Genomic DNA, 20,804 nt, shown 5'->3' on the forward strand with positions numbered 1-20,804 from the left:
ATTATCAATATTAGTGCCTCTTGATGGTGCTCATGCCGGGAGCTGCCTTCACATGTACAGTCACATTTGCAGTCAGAGTACCCCAGCTGTATGTAATGGTGAGCGGAACGCGAACGTCAAACGAGTTGGCACGGCTCATGTTAACCTGTGTGAGTGTCACCTTACCCATGTTGTTGAGCTTGATGTCGCCAACCGGCTCGGTGTAATCAATGGTGAATACGCTCGGGTCAACACTGGTCCACTGGCCTGTGTAGTTGGTCTCAATCTTGCTCTCGTCGCACTTGATGCTTGTCACACCATAGAACTTCCAGAACTCAACCTTGTCCATACTGTTGTCCCAGAATGTCTGAGGATCGTATCCGTTGAAGTCCTCGAATGACAGGAACACATCGCGGGTAAGCGTGCTTGCGTTGTTAAGCTCCATGTCTTCTACAGCAGTGTCGGTAACGAAGATTGGCTTGATAACCTTCACATCGAGCTTGTTGTTGTTCAGAACGATGAGGTCGTCTTCGTTAGCGGGTGAGCAAGTAGACGGCACAATCTCCACTGTCAGCGTAAGAGCGTTAGCGAGATCATTCTTGCCATAGCTGTTGATTATTGCCTTAGACACGTCATTCTTGGCAATGGTAATCTTACCGTCGGCCGGGTTAATGGTTGCAAGCGTCGAACCAGCAGCACTGATGGTAGAGCCATCTGGGCTTACAGTGATGTTGTAAGTGGTGTTGCTTGTTACATATTGCGTCTTGGTCTGCTTATTCCGGTCTGCGAACTTGTAAGTTACATTTGCTGCATTTGCGAGCGCGGCGTAAGTGCTTCCAAGGTCATCCTTGATGATGTCGATAGGCTGCTTGTTGAAAGTCTTGGCCACAGTCAGGTTCTCATACTCGCAGGTTGCGCCTGCAACGGTTGCACTACCAACCTGTACGTGCAGCTCCTTCCAGCCCTCCTCGCGTGAGTTGGTTGCATGCCAGTCGGCCTTGCTCTTGTGCTCTACGGCGTCGAGTATGGTTGCTTCAGGCGTTTTGTTAACGGCACTGGGAGCCCATGTCAGCTTAACGTATACGTCACGCTGTGTAGATACAGTATTGCGGGGAGCGAACTTGACGTAAACAGACACCTCCGACTTATTCTCCCTTACGAACAGCTGATAAGCCTCCTGGTTGCGGACTGTCCACGTGAGGATATTGGTGGTGTGGCCGAGTTCGTCTTCCGTGTTGACAATCTCGCCGATGCGGTCTGTCATTTCGGCGAATGAATTGTCACTGCCGTCATAAGAATACTGCTTGGCATTCTTCGTTCCGTTCACCACTTCGAGCGAGTAGTTGCTCTCAAACTCCTCTTTGCTCATGTTGAGCTCACCGAGAACCTTGTCCTCAACCTCCTGCCATGTGATTGCCTTAACATTGTTGAGCGCAACGTTGTCGTCGCAGATAACGGTATATCCGTTGTCTATTGCGCCAATGTCGTCAACCTTTATGGGCTCGGAAGACACGTCGGTAATCTTAACCACGATGTAACCCACTGCAGCTACCTGCTCTTTTGTGTTCACGTCAACAAGGGTTACACGTACCAGAGGTGTGCGGCCTATGATTTTGCGGCTGCCGGTCTCGCCATTGACATCGTGTACGGTGAGCACATTGTCGGAGCTGATTGTGGCGTGCTGGCTCTCATTTGTCTTGTCGGCATCGTTTGCCTTGTAACCGATCAGCTCATAAACCAGCTTGAACTTCTTCTTGTTGATTTCGTCTTGGTCGCCCCAATACTTGTCGGTCTCGCCGTTGATGTCATAGTGAACGTTGATCCACTCGTCAAGGTCGATGCCCTCCGTCTTGTTGTAAGCAATCTCGAGAGTCGGTGCGCTGTATTCGCCATTAGAGTTGTGGCTAACGGCTGCGGCAGCGGTCAAGGCCAGATGGTTCTCTCCGCTCTGAGCCGTCGGAGCACCAGCATTGCCATTGTTTGCCTTATTGATGTAGAAGTTCTCAATCTTATACTGCTTCAATGCTGCGAAATCAGACATGATGGTGGTATCGCTATTCTCCGTAGAGTAGTTGTACCTTAGTGCCATCACGTCAACGTTTCCGTTGCCTGTTGCAGGTATCTTGGCAATGTTGTTGGCATTCTTCATGCTGAAGAACACATTGAGCAATCCGCGCTCATCCTTGTCAAAGCGTGCGCTATCAACCACGATGTCGCTTTCCTGGGCAGCGCGAGTGTACTCTGCATTGTTTACGATGAAGCTGAAGTGCTTCTTTACGTTGGCCGTAACAGTGTCAACGGTGGCATTCGACGGGTTCATCCAATAGGATGCCTCTACGATAGGCACAACGCTGGTCTCTGTTGAAGCCAACCTTGTAGCCTTGTCGTCGGTCTGGTCGTCATCAAGGTTAGGTGTCTGCAAGCCTGCGATGATGGCATGGTAGTTGAATGACTCTATGCCAATGGCCTCAATTCCTTGATAATACTTCTCGGGATTGAACACAAGGCCCTTCAACAGCTTGCTAACTCCGGCCAGGCGTGCCAACTCGTCGCTGTGGGCTTTGATGTTGTCCTGCATGAGCTTGACGTTCTCTGCCACCGTGCCGATGCCTTCAGCCCACTGGCCTATCTGGCTCTCGAGTGTAGACACGCGCTCCTGGAGGTCTGAAATGTTTGTTGTGTTGGTAGCAAGCTTGCCGTTGATTTCCTCGATATCGCCCTCGAGCTCGCCAATCTTCTGGTTGGTGGTCTCCAGGTTCGTTGCCACCTGTTCGGTCAGTTCGGTGAGGTCTTCGCGCAGCGAGGCAATGCTTGAGCTGATGCTGCCTATCGAACCGTCGTCGCTCTTTAGAGCCTCGACAATCTTTGCGAGCTGCTCCTCGGCCTTACCGAGGCGTCCTTGGATGTCTTCGAAGTTGGTCTTGATATCCTCAACGGGTATGCCCAGTGCCGACTTCAGTCCTTCTATCTGTGCGTCGGTGTATGCTTTGGCCGACTCGAGGTTGGCGTCAAGTGCCGACTGGAGCGACTCCAGCTGACCTTTCAGCGCGGTCAGCTCGTTGGTGTTGGCCTCGATGAGCTTTCCGAGCTCCGTGTCCTTGCCTTGCAGGGCGGCGATGGCATCGGCGTTAGACTGGATGAGCGAGTTGGCCTCGGCTATGTCGGCATCCACCTCGGCCTTGTTGGCAGCGATGTCGGCCACGGCCTGGTCAACCTTGTCGCCGAGCAGCGAGATCTGGCTGTCAAGTTCGCCCTTCACGGTTGTGAGGTTCTCTACGACCTGAGCCAGCTTGTCGTTGGCCTCCTGCGCAGAAGCCAGGGCGTCGTTGGCCGTTGTCTGGGCAGCGTCAATCTTGCCATTGGCGGCAGTGATGGCGTCCTGCAGTTTCTTGTCAGCATCGAGCAGGCCTGCAATCTGCGTCTCGTGGGTAGACACCTGGCCGCTGATTTCCTCGAGCTTCTGGGTGGCAGCGTCGATTCCGGCCTGCAGTTGTGCCTGTGCATCGGCTATGCTCTGCTTTGCAGCCTCGATGGCGGCAACCCTTGCTGCCTCAGCCTGCACGTCGGCATAAGCCTTGGCTGCAGCCTCAGCATCGCCGGCTGCGGTCTTTGCCTCCTCTATGGCTGCGTTCAAGTCGGCCTTGGCCTGGTCGAGAGCCTGCGTGAGGGCAGCGTCCTGGTCTTTCAAGGTGTTGATCTCGGTGGTGAGGTTGCTCACCTTCTCGTTGACCATTTCCTCGAGAGTAGACGCATTAGTCGTAATTTGTCCCTGCAGGCCGTTGATGTCGTCATCGTAGTCCTTGCAAGAGACAAACGTGCTTGTCGAAGCCGTAACGAGGGCTCCAAAAAGCAGTGCACTAATAAACTTTCTTCTCATACGATAAATTATTAATTAAAAAACTGTAACGATTCTCAATGGTTCGTACGCCTGAAAAATGTCCGTCTCTTATGGAGAGAAAATCACGAGGCGGTTCGGCGGGCCTACGCCATGGCTCTGGGCCAGTGTCGGGGCGGGCCGCACAGCCGGTTGGCGGGCATGCCCCTTGTTTACGTAATCTGCACACTTTTACCCCATTTCCGTGTGTTTCCAGGACCATCACCTGATGTTGGAGCCACCATCATTCCCCACATATTTATATTAGGAGCATGCCTCGGGCGGCCAAACGGGCCGAAAATGGTTTTGCTCAATAAATGTTTAGTAAAATGACCTTTATGCGAAAAAAAGGCATCGAAATATTTGCTTGTTTATTGGATTATCCTTATCTTTGCACCGAAAATACCATCTCTCCATAAGAGATTTTGATCAATACGCATCAACCAACCACCTTTTTCTTTTGCATTTACGCCTCTGCCGGATGCACATTGGCATGTCCGGCATGCCGCAGGTGTGCCATCGGCGCAACCCACTGGCAGGCAGCACTTTGCAATATGGGCCGTTTGGCGTTGCCGAATGGGCCGTTTTGAACGGCCATACGGCCCGTTTTGAAATGCTGTACGGCCCGTTTGGCCGGACACGGCTGCCTACGTAGCGAACCGGCGGCAACAAAAGTTCTGCGCAAAGCGCGCGTTGATTACAATCAAAACAAATTCGGCACGATACAAAGACTATTTGTAAGGCATTTCACTCTATTTCGTTTCAATTTGACATTTTGTTCGATTTTGTTGATTGAAAAGTCTCTGCTGACATGTCATATTGACACCAAAACAGGTAATTTTGCAGTCAAATCGAAAACAAAATCAGGGTTTAACAAACTAAACGCAACCAAATATGGGAAAAGGATTGTATAATGCAGCCTACGAGCACGACGCATGCGGCGTGGGGATGGTGGTTAACATACACGGCAACAAAAGCCATGAGCTTGTTGACAACGCCCTGAAGGTGCTCGAGAACATGCGCCACCGCGGTGCCGAGGGCGCAGACAACAAGACTGGCGACGGGGCTGGCATCATGCTGCAGATACCCCACGAGTTCATACTGCTGCAGGGCATACCCGTGCCCGAGAAGGGCAAGTATGGCACGGGGCTGGTGTTCCTGCCCAAGGACGGGCAGCGCCAGGCAGCCATACTGTCGGTGATGATCGAGGAGATTGAGCGCGAGGGGCTCTCGCTGATGCACCTGCGCACAGTGCCCACATGCCCCGAGTGCCTTGGCGAGGCCGCCCTGCAGACCGAGCCGGCCATAAGGCAGGTGTTCGTAACGGGCGTCACCGACGACCGCGTGCCCACCTTCGAGCGCACGCTCTACAAGATACGCAAGCGCATAGAGCGCCGCGTGGCCGACAGCGACTTCTACGTGTGCTCGCTGTCGAGCAAGAACATTGTATACAAGGGCATGCTGTCGAGCATGCAACTGCGCCGTTACTTCCCCGACCTAACCAACAGCTACTTCACGAGCGGGCTGGCGCTGGTGCACTCGCGCTTCTCTACCAACACGTTCCCGACGTGGAGCCTGGCGCAGCCCTTCCGCCTGCTGGCCCACAACGGCGAGATAAACACCATCAGGGGCAACCGCGGGTGGATGCAGGCCCGCGAGAGCGTGCTCGGCTCCGAGGCGCTGGGCGACATCCAAGAGCTCTCGCCCATAGTGCAGCCGGGCATGAGCGACTCGGCCAGCCTTGACAACGTGCTCGAGTTTTTCGTCATGAGCGGGCTCTCGCTGCCCCACGCCATGGCGCTGATGGTGCCCGAGAGCTTCAACGACAAGAACCCCATCTCGGAAGACCTCAAGGCGTTCTACGAATACCACTCCATACTGATGGAGCCGTGGGACGGCCCGGCGGCGCTGCTCTTCAGCGACGGGCGCTTCGCCGGGGGCATGCTCGACCGCAACGGCCTGCGCCCGGCGCGCTACACCATCACCAAGAACGACATGATGGTGGTGGCCAGCGAGGTGGGCGTGATGGACTTCGACCCCACCGAGATTGCCGAGAAGGGACGCCTGCAGCCGGGCAAGATACTGCTCATCGACACGCAGGAGGGCCGCATCTACTACGACGGCGAAATCAAGGAGCGCCTGGCCGCGGCGCATCCTTACCGCCAGTGGCTGGCCACCAACCGCATACAGCTCGAGAAACTCAGGAGCGGGCGCCGCGTGGACAACAGCCTGCCCGACCTGATGGGCCGCGAACTGATGTTCGGCTACGGCGAGGAAGACATCAGCTCGACCATCATTCCGATGGCAGTAAGCGGCAGCGAACCCACCGCCTCGATGGGCAACGACACTCCGCTGGCCGTACTCACCGAGCGGCCGCAAACGCTGTTCAACTACTTCAGGCAGCAGTTCGCCCAGGTTACCAACCCCGCCATCGACCCGCTGCGCGAAAACCTGGTAATGTCGCTCACCGAATACATTGGCCGCGTGGGCACGGGCATACTGCAACCCGACGAGACCAACTGCAAGATGGTGCGACTGCCGCACCCCATACTGAACAACACGCAGCTCGACATACTGTGCAACATACGCTACAAGGGCTTCAACACAGTCAAGCTGCCCATCACCTTCGAGTGCGGCAAGGGCGAGGAGGGGCTCCGCGAGGCCCTCGACAGCCTGTGCAAGCAGGCGGAGCGCAGCGTCGACGAGGGCGTCAACTACGTCATTCTGACCGACCGCGGGGCCGACCGCGACCATGCCGCCATCCCGAGCCTGCTCGCCGTGAGCGCCGTGCACCACTACCTGATATCCGTGGGCAAGCGGGTGCAGACGGCACTGATAATAGAGAGCGGCGAGATACGGGAGACCATGCACGCCGCCCTGCTGCTGGGCTACGGCGCGTCGGCACTATGCCCGTACATGGTGTTTGCCATACTCGACGACCTCGTGAGGCGCCACAAGATACAGGAAGACTATGAGACGGCCGAGAAAAACTATGTCAAGGCCGTGAAGAAGGGCCTCATGAAGATAATGGCAAAGATGGGCATCAGCACCATACGCTCTTACCGGGGCGCCAAGATATTCGAGAGCGTAGGGCTGTCCGACAGCCTGCTGCGCGCATACTTCGGCACCGAGGCGTCGACAATAGGCGGCATCGGACTGAAGACCATCGCCGACGACGCGGTGAAGATGCACGACATGGCCTTCGGCAAGCAGGCCAAGGCCGACTTCCTGCCCAACAACGGGCAGTTCCACTACCGCCGCGACGGCATCCGCCACGCCTGGAACCCCGAGACGATAGCCACGCTGCAACAGGCCACACGCACTGGCAGCTATGCCAAGTTCAAGGAGTTCACAAGGCTGGCCGACAAGAAAGACGAGCCCATATTCATCCGCGACTTCTTCGACTTCCGCCGCAACCCGATACCCATCGACCGCGTCGAGCCCGCCGAAAGCATAGTAAGGCACTTCGTGACGGGCGCCATGAGCTTCGGCGCGCTGTCGAAAGAGGCCCACGAGGCCATTGCCCTGGCAATGAACAAGCTCGGGGCTCGCAGCAACACGGGCGAGGGCGGAGAAGACAGCGCACGGTTCACGGCGTCGGTCGACGGCATCAGCCTGTCGTCAAAGACGAAACAGGTGGCCTCGGGGCGCTTCGGGGTCAACGCCGCCTACCTTGTCAACGCCGAGGAGATACAGATAAAGGTGGCACAGGGGGCAAAGCCGGGCGAAGGCGGGCAGCTGCCGGGGTTCAAGGTCGACGAGGTCATTGCCAAGACGCGCCACTCTATACCGGGCATATCGCTCATCTCGCCACCGCCCCACCACGACATATACTCCATTGAAGACCTGGCCCAACTCATATTCGACCTCAAGAACGTCAATCCCAGGGCCGCCATCAGCGTGAAACTCGTGGCCGAGAGCGGCGTGGGAACCATCGCCGCAGGCGTGGCCAAGGCCAAGGCCGATCTCATAGTCATCTCCGGCGCCGAGGGCGGAACGGGTGCCAGCCCTGCCTCAAGCATGCGGTTCGCCGGCATACCGCCCGAGATTGGCCTGGCCGAGGCACAGCAGACGCTCGTGAGAAACGGGCTGAGGGGCTACGTCAGGCTGCAGGCCGACGGACAGCTCAAGACCGGACGCGACGTGATAGCCATGGCGCTGCTCGGCGCCGAGGAGTTCGGGTTCGGCACGGCGGCCCTCATCGTGCTGGGATGCGTGATGATGCGCAAGTGCAACCTGAACACTTGCCCCATGGGAGTGGCCACCCAGGACCCGCGGCTGCGCAAGCATTTCATGGGCAAATACCAGTACTTGGTCAACTACTTCATGTTCCTGGCCGAAGAGGTGCGCGAATACCTGGCCGAGATGGGCTTCACACGGCTCGACGACATAGTGGGCCACACTGAGCTGATAACGGCACGCAAGCCCGCGACAGAGAAGGAGGCCACGCTCGACTTCAGCCGGCTGCTGGCACGCGACGGCGCCGACGGCCCGCTGCACTGCACGGCATCGCAGCGCCACGACCTCGACGACGTGCTCGACAGGCGAATCATCCACGCCGCCGCGGCGGCCATCGACCACCAGGACGAGGCAAACCTCGACTATGCCATACGCAACACCGACCGTGCCGCCTGCGCCATGCTGAGCGGTGCCATAGCTGCCAGGCACGGTGAACAGGGGCTGCCCGACGGCACGGTAAACATCCGCTTCAAGGGCTCGGCAGGCCAGAGCTTCGGGGCATTCCTGGCCAAGGGCGTCAACGTCAAGCTCGAGGGCGAGGCCAACGACTACTTCGCCAAGGGCCTCAGCGGCGGGCGCATAGCCATACTGCCGCCCACCAGGAGCAGCTTCGCGGCCGAAGACAACATCATAGCCGGCAACACCGGGCTCTACGGGGCCACCTCCGGTGAGCTGTACGTCAACGGAAAGGTGGGCGAGCGCTTCGCCGTGCGCAACTCGGGAGCCATCGCCGTGGTAGAGGGAGCGGGCGACCACTGCTGCGAATACATGACGGGAGGCCGCGTGGTGGTGCTCGGCGACACCGGCAGGAACTTCGCCGCAGGCATGAGCGGGGGCGTGGCATATGTGTGGGACCGCCGCCACGACTTCGACTACTACTGCAACATGGACATGGTTGAGATAAACCTTGTAGAGGAAAGCGCCCACCGCAAGGAGCTGCACGAACTGATAAGGCAGCACTACCTGTACACCGGCTCGAAGCTGGCGCGCACGATGCTCGACGACTGGGGGCGCTATGCCGACGACTTCATACAGGTGATACCGATTGAATACAAGCGCGTGCTGCAGGAGGAACAGGTGCGCAAGCTGCAACAGAAGATTGCCGACATGCAGCGAGACTACTGAGGCGCCGCCGCCACCCACGCACTGCAGGGTGGCGAAAGGGCGCCCCGCAACAACCATCAACATAAAAAACAAACAACGCCCCGACCTGCAACGGCCGCAAACAGGGCCGCCCCCACGGCGTGGAGGGGCAGCGAGGGGCTCATAACCAAACAAGAACATGGGCAACCCAAAAGCATTCCTAACCATACACCGGCAGGAAGCCGGTTACCGACCGATACACGACCGAATACACGACTTCGGCGAAGTGGAGCAGACTCTCAACGCCAACGACCGACGCACGCAGGCAAGCCGCTGCATGGACTGCGGCGTGCCGTTCTGCCACTGGGCCTGTCCGCTGGGCAACAAGCCGCCCGAGTGGAACGACGCGCTGTGCAGGGGCGACTACGAACTGGCCTACCGACTGCTCAACTCGACCAACGACTTCCCCGAGTTTACGGGCCGCGTGTGCCCCGCGCTGTGCGAAAAGGCGTGTGTGCTCAACCTCGTGGAGCACGAGCCTACCACCAACCGCGAGGACGAGGCGGCCATCACGGAGATGGCTTTCCACGAAAACTATGTGCGAACAGAGCACCCCGAGCGCAACGGACGGCGGGTGTGCGTGGTGGGGGCAGGCCCGGCAGGGCTGGTGGCGGCCAACAGGCTCAACCTGGCGGGCTACTCTGTCACCGTGTTCGACCGCAACGAGGCCGCCGGCGGGCTGCTGCGCTACGGCATTCCCAACTTCAAGCTCAACAAGGCCATAATAGACAGGCGGCTGGAGGTGATGCGCGGCGAGGGCGTTGAGTTCAGGTGCGGTGTTGAGATAGACGTCAACAAGCTGCCCGACGGCTTCGACGCCTACGTGATAGCCACCGGCACGCCTACCGCCCGCGACCTCAAGGTGCCGGGGCGCGAACTGCGCGGCGTATATTTCGCGCTCGACATGCTGGCCCAGCAAAACCGAGTGCTGGCCGGAATGGAGTTCAACAAAGACCAGACGGTGAGCGCCCGGGGCAAGGATGTGCTCGTGATTGGCGGCGGCGACACCGGCAGCGACTGCATAGGCACGGCCCACCGTCAGGGCTGCCGCAGCGTCACACAGATAGAAATCATGCCAATGCCGCCGGCAGGCCCCGACGACCCGCAGAACCCCTGGCCCGCTTTCCCGCGCACGCTGAAGACCACTTCGAGCCACGAAGAGGGCTGCACGCGGCGCTGGAACGTCAACACTCTGGAGTTCCTTGGCAAGGACGGCCGGCTGACGGGTGTGAAGGTGCAGGAGATCGAGTGGAAGCCCAACCCCGAAGGCGGCCGCCCGCTGATGGTGCCGGCGGGCAAGCCCGAGGTAATCAAGGCCGACATGGCCCTGCTGGCCATGGGATTCCTGAAGCCTGAGCTGCCCAAGGTGGCCGACAACGTGGTGTTTGCCGGCGACGCGGCGAGCGGTGCCTCGCTCGTGGTCAGGGCCATGGCATCGGGGCGCGACGCCGCCGCCAAGATAGACAACATGCTGAGGGGCGCCCGCTGACGGCAGCCGGTGGCAAGCAAAAAGGGTGGTGCGCCCATGCGGCGCACCACCCTTTGCTTTTCATCCGCCCCGCCAACGGCCCCAGGCCGGGCCCGCGGCGGGAGCGGGCATCCCTAAAACCACAGCATCATGCCGCCGTGGCCGCCCTGCACCCTGGCCCCAGCCTTGCGGCAGGCTGGCAGCAGGCAGGTTGCGGCCTACGGGGCCTCACAGTGCAAGACAGCCCGCACAGCAGGCCGAAACGGCCAATATCGCACTGCCATGCGTCACTCCATGCAACCCTCGACGGCCGCGACGGTCAGCTGCCGAGCACGCCGCGCACGCGGTCGTCGAACGCCGACAGGGCCGCCGTGGCGCCATCGCCCATGGCAATGACTATCTGCTTGAACGGCACGTCGGCCACGTCGCCTGCGGCATACACGCCCGGCACCGACGAGCGCCCGGCACCGTCGGTCACTATCTCGCCGCGGCGGTTTATGTTGACAAGCCCGGCGAAAGGCCCGGAGGCCGGCACAAGCCCTATCTGTACGAACACCCCGTCGAGCGGCAGCGTGCTCACCTCGCCCGTGTTGAGGTCGCGCACGTCGATGGCCGTGACCTTCTTGCCGTCGCCAACCACGCGCACCGTCTGCCTCGAGGTCAGTATCTCAACATTGCCAAGGCTGCGAGCCTTGTATTGCAGCACGGTGTCGGCGCGCAGCTCGGCCGCAAACTCAAGCACTGTGACGCGGCTGCAGATGCCGGCAAGGTCGATGGCGGCCTCTATGCCCGAGTTGCCTCCGCCTATGACGGCCACGTGGCGCCCCTTGTAGAAAGGCCCGTCGCAGTGGGGGCAGAACGCCACGCCGCGCCCAATGTACTCCGACTCGCCTTCGACGCCGAGCCTGCGCCACGACGCCCCGGTGGCAATGATCACGGCAGGGGCCACAAACGTCTCGCCGCCCTTGGCCTTGACGCTCTTCAGCGGCTGGCTGAAGTCGGCTCCCTCTACGCTCCTGTTGGCAAACACCTCGATGGGGTAAGCCCCTATGTGCTCCTGCAGCGCGGCGGCAAGCGACGCTCCCGTCGTTGCCGGCACCGAGATAAGGTTCTCTATGCCCACCGTGTCGTTGACCTGGCCGCCTATCCTGCCGGCCACCACGGCCACGCTGAGGCCCTTGCGAGCCGAGTATATGGCAGCCGAGGCACCGGCCGGCCCTCCGCCGACCACCACCACGTCGAAGCGCCGCTCAACCGGTTCGGCCTGGCCGGCGCCCTCCGACCCGTACTTGGCCTCGAGCTCGTCGAGCAGCACCCCGAGGTCGCCGCGGCCCACATGCAGCAGCTCTCCGTCGGCAAAGACCGACGGCACGCCCTGTATGCCGAGCGCCGCCACCTCGTCTTGCCACAGCCCTCCGTCAACAATCTCGTGCTCCACGTCGGTGCCCAGCAGCGTCACAACGTTGAGGGCCTGCACCACGTCGGGGCAGTTGGTGCACGATAGCGACATGTAAGTGCGCAGCCTCACCGGGCCTTTCAGGGCCCGTATGCGCGCCGCCACAGCCCCGTCGGGCAGGTTCTTGCCTGCCCCGTCGGCGTTGAGCAGCGCCAGCAGCAGCGAGGTAAACTCGTGGCCGCCGGGTATTCCGCGGAAAGTGATGCCGGTGGGGGTCTCGTCTTTCACTATGGCAAACTCGAGCCTGCCGCCATCGGCGGCCTCGGTCTGCAGCTCGAGCATGGGCGAGCACGAGCAGAAGTCTGTGAGGAAGCCCTCCAACTCGCCCGCCTTCTGGTGGCCGGGCGACAAAGCCGCACGGAGCACATAGTGCGACTTGAGCCCTGCGAGCAGGGTTTTCACCTGCTCCAATATATCTCTGTCAAGCATAATGTCATATAATTAAGCCCCTGTCCCGGCATCCCGCGAGGGGAGGTGCACGCTGTGCACCAGGGGCAAAGGGGCTATGGTTGAAACAAAGCCCAGACCTGTCGATATGCGGCCGAAGCCTGCCACGGCACTCGCGCCATGCACCCAAGCCGCCGCCACCCTATTGCCGGCACCTTGGCTGCAGCCCCGCCGCGGCGCCGCACGGGGCGCACAGGGCAATGGCACAGGCCGACGGGCCGGGCAACAGGATGGAGCCTGCAGGGCTCCAACAACCAGTCTGGGTATAAAAACAAACTGCACTCCGGCCACGAAAGGCAGGGCCGGGGCTGCCGCAAGGGCTGCGGGGCATGGCTGCCACGCCGCGCAAGCCGCCGCCACGGGCGGCCCCGGCCGCAGAGGGCGGGGCCGCTGGCGGCGATTAAATCACAACTTGCCCACGAGGTCGATGCTCGGCTTGAGTGTCTCGCTGCCGGCCTTCCACTTGGCTGGGCAAACCTCGCCGCTGTGGGTGGCCACAAACTGGGCGGCCTCAACCTTGCGCAGCAGCTCGTCGGCGTTGCGGCCGATGCTGTTGTCCTGCACCTCGGCCACCTTTACCAGGCCATCGGGGTTAACCAGGAACGTTCCGCGGTAGGCCACACCCTCGTCTTCCTTCATCACGCCGAAGCCGCGGCTGAGCACGCCGGTGGGGTCGGCAAGCATCGCATACTTTATTTTCTTTATGCTGTCCGAGGCGTCGTGCCATGCCTTGTGCACGAAGTGGGTGTCTGTGCTCACCGAGAACACCTCGACGCCCATCTCCTTCAGGCGGTCGTATTTCTCGGCCAGGTCCACCAGTTCGGTGGGGCAAACGAAGGTGAAGTCGGCCGGGTAGAAGAAGAACAGGGCCCACTTGCCCTTCAGGTCTTCGCTGCTCACTGTCTTGAACTCTCCATTCTGGAATGCCTGTACCTTGAACTCAGGCATCTGTGCGTTGATTATTGATTCCATGTCGTCTTGTTTTTAATTGTATGTTGTTACGTTTATCTATTGTTGTCGCTTTGTCTTTTTGACACTGCAAAGATAGCCACAATGGCCACGCAAAGCAAACAGACAATGCCTATCGGCCGATAGACGGCATCTATCGGCGGCAGACAACACGCTGTATGCCAGGCCGGTAAATGCCGCCGGAGGCCCGAAACAGGGTTTGCTTGAGACAAATAAATACCCAAAAATGATGATTTGCCGACGAAAAACGCCCGATGTTACACGATTGTCGCGCAGAATGAGTAAGTTTGCAGTACGCAAACCAACAAACCACAGAGACCATGACACTGCAACAAATGGAATACATCGTGGCCGTCTACCGCCTGCGCCACTTCGCCAAGGCCGCCGAACAATGTGGCGTGACGCAGCCCACGCTGAGCTCGATGATACAGAAACTGGAAGACGAACTGGGCCTGCGCATCTTCGACCGCACCGCCCAGCCCGTGGCGCCGACGCCGGCCGGGCGCCTGGTGGTTGAGCAGGCGTGGCGCGTGCTGGTGCGCGCCAACAAGATAAAAGACATCGTGGCCGAGGCCAAGCGGTCGGTGCGGGGGGCCTTCAAGGTGGGCATTCTGCCCACCATAGCCCCCTACCTGCTGCCGAGGTTCTTCCCGCGGCTGCTGGCCGACCACCCCGAGACCGACATCCGCGTGGCCGAGATGAAGACAGAGGCCATAAAGCAGGCCCTGGCCAGAGGCGAGATAGACGCCGCCATAGTGGCCGACGTCGACGGGCTCGACCACTTCGACATGACCGAGCTTTACTTCGAGCAGTTTGTGGCCTACGTGGCCAAGGGCGACGCCCTGTCGGCGGCTGCCTCGGTGCGCTCGGCCGACCTTGCCGACAGCTTCCTTTGGCTGCTCGACGAGGGCCATTGCTTCCGCGACCAGATAGTGAAGTTCTGCGGACTGAAAGACGGACAGACGTCGAAGAACGTCTATTCGCTGGGCAGCATCGAGACATTCATGCGCATGGTCGAGGGCGGGCGCGGCACCACCTTCATCCCCGAGCTGGCCCTCGACCAGCTCTCGGAGGCCCAGCGACGCCTTGTCAGGCCCTTCGCCCTGCCCATACCCACGCGCCGCATAGTGCTGCTCACCACCCGCACGTTTGTGCGCGAGGCCATGAGGAGCCTGCTGGCCGACTACGTGAGGGCCGCCGTGCCGCCGCGCATGCTCAGCATGAACAACACCGAGCAGCGCGTCTGACAGGCCCACGCGCCGGCGCCGGCCGGGCGCATTGAGCCTCAGCGAATTACAAAACGGCCCGTTTTGCCGTCTGAAACGGGCCGTTCGGCATCGCAATACGGGCCGTTCGGCAATGCCGAACGGCCCCGACAAGCCGCAACTACCTATCGTCGCCACCATGCATCGAGCGCATGCCTGGGCAAGACGCCGGAAGAATGGCATGCAAGAAAGCCTGACCAACAAGCGCCTGGGAAGCCGGGAGAAGGAAAACAAAGCGCACGGACGGCGGTCTGCAGGTCGATTACGGGTTAACCCTAATCGACCTGCAGAGGCCAGAGAGATTTTGTTTTGTTGCCGGAAGATTGGCTGACGCATTTGCCGAAGGCGTAGCGGGCTACGACGAGGCAAAGCGGACGGCAAGATGCCGGCAACAGGACAAAAGCGCCTGGGAAGCCGGGAGAAGGAAAACAAAGCGCGCGGACGGCGGTCTGCAGGGCGATTAGGGTTAAATAAACTTAAGTGTATAAGCGCCCACATACTATCCCCCCCGCATTCTGCGTCTAATAAATACTATGTACAGGATAATCATGTTGTGCCTTGTGGCAATGTCGTCGCTGATAGCGGCCGCGCAAGGCTCGGTGAAAGGAAAGATAATAGACAGGCAGAGCAACGAGGCGCTGCAGTTTGTCAACATCAAGGTAAGCCAGGCCAAGACGGGCAAGATGGTGAAGGGAAGCGTGACCGACGGCGGCGGGGCATTCAACATAACGGGCCTGGCCGACGGCGACTACGTGCTCGAGGCGTCGTACATCGGCTACAAGCCGGCCACGCGCAAGTTTACCATCTCGGCCGGCCACAGGCAGTCGAACTTCCCGTTTATCTACCTCGGCGAAGACAGCCAGGTGCTCAAGGAGGTGCAGGTGACGGGCCAACGCTCGCAGATGAAGCTCGAGGTAGACCGCAAGACGTTCACCGTCGACCAGGTGCTGGCAGCCGCGGGTGGCTCGGCCAGCGACCTGCTCGAGAACATACCTTCGGTAGAGATTGACACCGACGGCGAGATTTCGCTGCGCGGCAACACCAGCGTCGAGATATGGATAAACGGCAAGGCCAGCGGGCTGACCACCGACAACCGCGCCGAGATACTGCAACAGATACCGGCCGAGAGCATAGAGCGGGTGGAGGTGATAGACAACCCGAGCGCCAAGTACAGCCCCGAGGGCTCGGCCGGCATCATCAACATTGTGCTCAAGCGCGACCGCAAGGCCGGATACTACGGCTCGCTGCGGGCCGGGGCCGACACGCGGGGCGGATGGAACACCAGCGGAAGCATCAACTACTCGAGCGGAAAGCTCGACGCCTTTGCCAACATAGGCTACCGCAGGCGCAAGAGCACGGGCGGGGCCAGGAGCGAGCAGACATATACGCAGAGCCGGCAATACCAGAACTACGAGACCGACAGCGAGAACAGGGGAGGCAACCTCTTTGCAAGGGCGGGGCTGACATGGCACCCCACGGCGGCCGACGAGCTGTCGCTCTCGGGCATGACGATGCTCGGCGACAACGACAACACCAGCCTAACGCCCTACCACTACGGCATGCTGGGGGCCCAGGCCGACTCGTATGTAATGTTCAGGCGCAACTCCGGCAGCGGCGACATGAGGATGTACCACGCCGAACTGGACTATGTGCACAACTTCGGCGAGAAGCACAAGATTGACTTCAACCTGTCGTTCGACCGCTGGAAGAGCGACCAAGACAACTACTACCAGGACAGCACCACGTGGAACGACGGCTCGCAGCCCACGGAATACTCTTACCAGTACCGCCCCATGCACATGAACAACCGCTCGTGGGAGGCAAAGGTGGACTACGAAAACCAGGTGACGGAAGACCTCAAGGTGGAAGCGGGCTACGACGGGCGCTTCTCGCGCGAGAACTCGCCGCAGGAGTCGTGGATCGACGAGACCAGCTGGACGGGCCAGAACGTGGCCGAAGACCGCGAATACTTCAACCGGTTCATCTACGACATCGACGTCCACGCGCTCTACGCCACCCTAACCACCAAGCTCGGCCCGGTGGGGGTGATGGCCGGACTGCGCGGCGAATACTGGCGGGTGAACACCGAGAGCTATGACTACTGGCAGGAACACGACCCCTCGCTGCGCGACACGCCGTTCAAGAAAGACTATTTCCAGCTCTTCCCGAGCCTCTTCCTGAGCTACCACTTCAACGAGACGGCGCAGCTGCAGCTCAACTACACGCGACGGCTCAGGCGACCCTGGGGCGGGCAGCTCAACAGTTTCCGCAACACGCGCGACGCCTCGATGATATCGTTTGGCAACCCACAACTGACACCGGAGTACACCAACTCGTTCTCTCTCAACTTCCTCAAGACGTGGCAAGACCACACGCTGAGCGTGAGCGCCTACTACAGGCCGACAACCGACGTGATACAGCGTGTCACCTACAACCACAACGACACGATATACTCTACCAACGAGAACGTGGCGAAGAGCCAGAGCGCCGGCGTTGAGCTCATTGTCAAAAACAAGCTCTTCCGCATCCTCGACCTCACCACGACCGTCAACGCCTACTACTACAAGCTCGACGGGTTCAGCTATGTCATAGACAACCAGACCGTCACGGGCGAGGCCGACGAGAATTTCTCGTGGGACGCACGCCTGCTGGCCAGCGTCATCCTGCCCTACGACATATCGCTACAGGCCACCGGGCGCTACAACTCGCGACGGGTGATAACGCAAGGCTACCGCGAACCCAACGCAAGCCTCGACCTGGGCGTGCGCAAGACGTTCCTTAACAAGGCATTGGCGCTGTCGGTAAACTGGCGCGACGTGCTCGGAACGCGCCGCTGGAAAAACCACACCGGCAACGACAGCTTCGAGAGATACCAGGAAAACTGGCGCGACCCGCGCGTCAACGTCACCCTGACGTGGAACTTCGGCAACATGAACGGCGAGAAAAAACGGCCCGAAAACGCCATGGGCGGCAGCGACACCGAGGCAACCGGCTTCGGCGGATATGGGGAGTAGAAGCAGGCTCGGGCGAGTTTTAATTACTAATGTATCAAGGAGGTAGAGGGAATTAGGGGGAGTTAGTGAGCTAACTCCATCTACCTCCGAATGCCTTTGTCTTCTCAACTTCATTTAACTATGCACCTTTGGTGCATCGGGGAATATTGGTTACTTTTGTAGCCCATAACAAAACGAGTCAAGAAATGCAACATACAAGAGTAAGGGAAGAACTGTTTCCCGACTGCCCCATACGCAACGTACTGTCCCGAATAAGCTGCAAGTGGCCCATGCTGGTGCTGTTTACACTCAGCCAAAGGGGCACGCTGCGATTCAACACGCTGCGCCGCGCCTTGCCAGACATATCCCAGAAGATGCTCACAGCCACGCTGCGCACGCTCGAAGAAGATGGGCTGGTAGTCAGGCAGGTGTATGCCGAGGTGCCTCCGCGCGTGGAATACGGGCTGACGGAGCGCGCACGCTCGCTGCTGCCCATACTCGACGAACTGGTAGACTGGGCACACAGCAACATGGCCGCCATCATGCGCGACAGGCAACGCCACGCCGGCGGTGAGCCCGCTGCCGTATGACACAGAAAACGGGAGGCCATATCACTATGGTCTCCCGTCACAAACTTCAAACAACCAAAAAAGAAATAGATTGCTTGCGCACATCCGGCAGGCCGCCGCAAACAGGCCGCGGCAGGCCTCAGGCCGGCATTATCATCGGCAGGAAACGCAGGCCCGCACGGGCCACGTCACCTGATGAACAACAGTTCGCGGTACTTTGGCAGCGTCCAGAGGTCGTCTTCCACAAGCAGCTCGAGCTTGTCTATCTGGTAGCGTATGGCCTCCATCTTGGGCGCCACGGTGTCGTGGTAGGCCACTGCCTTAGCCCTGGCATCCTCAATCTTGTTTGCCACCTTGCGCGCATTGATGAGTTCGTCTACTCCCCGCTCTATCACCTGGGTGCGCTCGGCTATCTCTTCTATGAGCTTCACGTTGCGCACAGACAGGCTGTCGGCCTTACCGGCGTCGAACACGCTGCGCATGTTGGCCACGTTCTTGAGCAACTGGCTCTGGTAGTGGGTGGCCACGGGTATGATGTGGTTCATCGACAGGTCGCCCATCACGCGCGCCTCGATCTGTATTTTCTTGGTGTAAGTCTCCCACTTCACCTCGTTGCGCGCCTCAAGTTCCTTTTTCGTCATCACACCGAGCCTCTCGAACATCTCCACGCTCGACCCGTCGAGGTAGCGGTCGAATATCACCGGGCAGCTGCCCTCGGTGTCGAGGCCCCGGCGGCGAGCCTCCTCAACCCACTCTTCCGAGTAACCGTTGCCGTCGAAGCGTATGGGCTTGCACGCCCTGATGTCCTCCCTGAGCACGTCGACGATGGCCCTTGTCAGCTCCTCGCCGCCCTCCACGAGCGCGTCGACACGCCTCTTGAAGTCTGTCAGCGCCTCGGCCACGGCCGAGTTCAGGGCAATCATGGCGCTGGCACAGTTGGCCTCGGAGCCCACGGCGCGGAACTCAAAGCGGTTGCCGGTAAAGGCAAAGGGGCTCGTGCGGTTGCGGTCGGTGTTGTCTATGAGCAGCTCGGGTATCTCGGGAATGTCGAGCTTCATGCCCTGCTTGCCTGCCATGGCAAAGAGGTCGTCCTTGTCAGACATCTCGATGTGGTCGAGCAGTTCGCTGAGCTGCGTGCCGAGGAACGACGAGATGATGGCCGGCGGCGCCTCGTTGGCCCCGAGCCGGTGGGCATTGCCCGCGCTCATGATGCTCGCCTTGATAAGTCCGTTGTGGCGGTAGACGCCCATCAGCGTCTCGACGATGAACACCACGAATCGCAAGTTGTCTACCGGTGTCTTGCCTGGAGCGTGCAGCAGCACCCCGGTGTCGGTCGAGAGGCTCCAGTTGTTGTGCTTGCCCGAGCCGTTGATGCCGGCAAACGGCTTCTCGTGGAGCAGCACGCGGAAGCCGTGCTTGCGCGCCACCTTCTTCATGAGCGACATGAGCAGCATGTTGTGGTCTACGGCCAGGTTGGTCTCCTCGAATATCGGCGCCACCTCAAACTGGTTGGGTGCCACCTCGTTGTGGCGCGTCTTGCACGGTATTCCGAGCTCGAGCGCCTGTATCTCGAGGTCTTTCATGAAGGCCTGCACGCGATCCGGTATGGCGCCGAAGTAGTGGTCGTCCATCTGTTGGTTCTTTGCCGAGTCGTGGCCCATTAGCGTCCGCCCCGTAAGCAGCAGGTCGGGGCGCGCCGAGTAAAGGCCCTCGTCTACCAGGAAGTACTCCTGCTCCCACCCGAGGTTGCTCTGCACCTTCTTGACGTCGGGGTAGAAGTAGTGGCAAACGTCGGTGGCGGCCACGCTAACGGCATGCAGCGTGCGCAGCAGCGGGGCCTTGTAGTCGAGCGCCTCGCCCGTGTAGGATATGAAGATGGTGGGTATGCAGAGCGTGTCGTCCATGATGAAGACAGGCGACGTGGGGTCCCATGCAGAGTAGCCCCGCGCCTCGAAGGTGTTGCGAATGCCCCCGCTGGGAAACGAACTGGCGTCGGGCTCCTGCTGCACGAGCAGCTTTCCCGAGAACTCCTCGACCATGCCACCCTTGAAATCGTGCTCGATGAACGAGTCGTGCTTCTCGGCCGTGCCTTCAGTCAGCGGCTGGAACCAGTGCGTATAGTGCGTCACGCCCATCTCGGTGGCCCACTGCTTGATGCCTGCGGCCACGGCGTCGGCTATCGAGCGGTCGAGCCTGGCCCCGTTGTCAATGACGTCTGTCAGTTTCTCGTAGACGTCCTTGGGCAGGTACTTGTACATTTTCTCCCGGTTGAACACATATTTCCCGAAATACTCGTAGGGCCGTTCAGCCGGCGCTTTCACTTCCAGGGGCTTCTTCTTGAAAGCCTCTGCCACGACTTGGAATCTGAGGTTGTCCATAGATATTATGTTTTTTGTGTTATA

The 20,804-nt window shown here is 59.9% G+C and carries 9 protein-coding genes; 5 read left to right on the forward strand and 4 right to left on the reverse strand.

What is annotated here, in order from left to right:
• Nucleotides 1-10 precede the first annotated feature (10 nt).
• A complete protein-coding gene (locus tag M3089_RS09060) occupies nt 11-3,856 on the reverse strand; it encodes a coiled-coil domain-containing protein (RefSeq protein WP_249083521.1) in 3,846 nt (1,281 codons plus the stop codon).
• 891 nt (nt 3,857-4,747) lie between these two features.
• On the opposite strand from M3089_RS09060, the gene gltB reads away from it, so the two are divergent.
• Nucleotides 4,748-9,217 (forward strand): glutamate synthase large subunit, encoded by a 4,470-nt coding sequence (gene gltB / locus M3089_RS09065; protein WP_249083522.1) that lies wholly within the window; start codon nt 4,748-4,750, stop codon nt 9,215-9,217.
• A gap of 157 nt (nt 9,218-9,374) precedes the next feature.
• Nucleotides 9,375-10,724 (forward strand): glutamate synthase subunit beta, encoded by a 1,350-nt coding sequence (locus tag M3089_RS09070; RefSeq protein ID WP_249083524.1) that lies wholly within the window; start codon nt 9,375-9,377, stop codon nt 10,722-10,724.
• Between the two features lie 298 nt (nt 10,725-11,022).
• Here the strand turns inward: M3089_RS09070 and ahpF are convergent, their stop codons facing one another.
• Nucleotides 11,023-12,588 (reverse strand): alkyl hydroperoxide reductase subunit F, encoded by a 1,566-nt coding sequence (gene ahpF / locus M3089_RS09075; RefSeq protein WP_249083526.1) that lies wholly within the window; start codon nt 12,586-12,588, stop codon nt 11,023-11,025.
• A gap of 423 nt (nt 12,589-13,011) precedes the next feature.
• On the reverse strand, nt 13,012-13,578 hold the full coding sequence (gene ahpC, locus M3089_RS09080) for an alkyl hydroperoxide reductase subunit C (RefSeq protein WP_205110423.1): 567 nt from the start codon (nt 13,576-13,578) through the stop codon (nt 13,012-13,014).
• 317 nt (nt 13,579-13,895) lie between these two features.
• Between ahpC and M3089_RS09085 the strand changes: the two genes are divergently transcribed.
• From M3089_RS09085 to M3089_RS09095, 3 genes are all read left to right on the forward strand, one after another.
• Entirely contained in the window at nt 13,896-14,822 is a 927-nt protein-coding gene (locus tag M3089_RS09085; protein ID WP_249083528.1) for a hydrogen peroxide-inducible genes activator, read from the forward strand.
• Between the two features lie 551 nt (nt 14,823-15,373).
• The gene (locus tag M3089_RS09090; protein ID WP_249083529.1) at nt 15,374-17,854 is read left to right on the forward strand and encodes a TonB-dependent receptor domain-containing protein; all 2,481 of its coding nucleotides are present in this window, start codon (nt 15,374-15,376) and stop codon (nt 17,852-17,854) included.
• Between the two features lie 185 nt (nt 17,855-18,039).
• A complete protein-coding gene (locus M3089_RS09095; RefSeq protein WP_249083531.1) occupies nt 18,040-18,423 on the forward strand; it encodes a winged helix-turn-helix transcriptional regulator in 384 nt (127 codons plus the stop codon).
• 167 nt (nt 18,424-18,590) lie between these two features.
• Here M3089_RS09095 and M3089_RS09100 read toward each other — a convergent pair whose 3' ends face one another.
• A complete protein-coding gene (locus M3089_RS09100; RefSeq protein ID WP_205110415.1) occupies nt 18,591-20,780 on the reverse strand; it encodes a glutamine synthetase III family protein in 2,190 nt (729 codons plus the stop codon).
• Between the last annotated feature and the right edge of the window lie 24 nt (nt 20,781-20,804).

The organism is Marseilla massiliensis (assembly GCF_023336985.1).
Lineage (GTDB): Bacteria > Bacteroidota > Bacteroidia > Bacteroidales > Bacteroidaceae > Prevotella > Prevotella intestinigallinarum.